Origin of the sequence: Micromonospora sp. SL1-18, assembly GCF_047921505.1 — a bacterium.
Lineage (GTDB): Bacteria > Actinomycetota > Actinomycetes > Mycobacteriales > Micromonosporaceae > Micromonospora.
In genome coordinates, this window is record NZ_JBLROA010000292.1 from 1 (window position 1) to 227 (window position 227).

Annotated in this window: 1 protein-coding gene; it reads left to right on the forward strand. The window is 70.0% G+C overall.

Going from position 1 to position 227, the window contains the following annotated elements; all coding sequences use genetic code 11:
• Nucleotides 1-227: hypothetical protein (locus tag ACNAW0_RS30995; protein ID WP_416291578.1), on the forward strand; the 227-nt coding region annotated here is incomplete at both ends.

The following is a 227-nucleotide window of genomic DNA, read 5'->3' on the forward strand; positions in this document are numbered from 1 at the left end:
TGCAGCAGACCCTGCGGGACCTGGAGGCGGCGTGCAAGGCTCATGGGACGTGGAAGGTGCGGTGGCGGTCCAAGGCACGCACTGCTGCGTCGTTCCGGTTCCCCGATCCGAAGCACATCGCGGTTCGTCGGCTGAGTCGCCGGTGGGGTGAGGTGCGGCTGCCGAAGTTCGGGCCGGTCCGGTTCCGCTGGACCCGACCGTTGGGTGGCGCGATCCGCAACGCCACG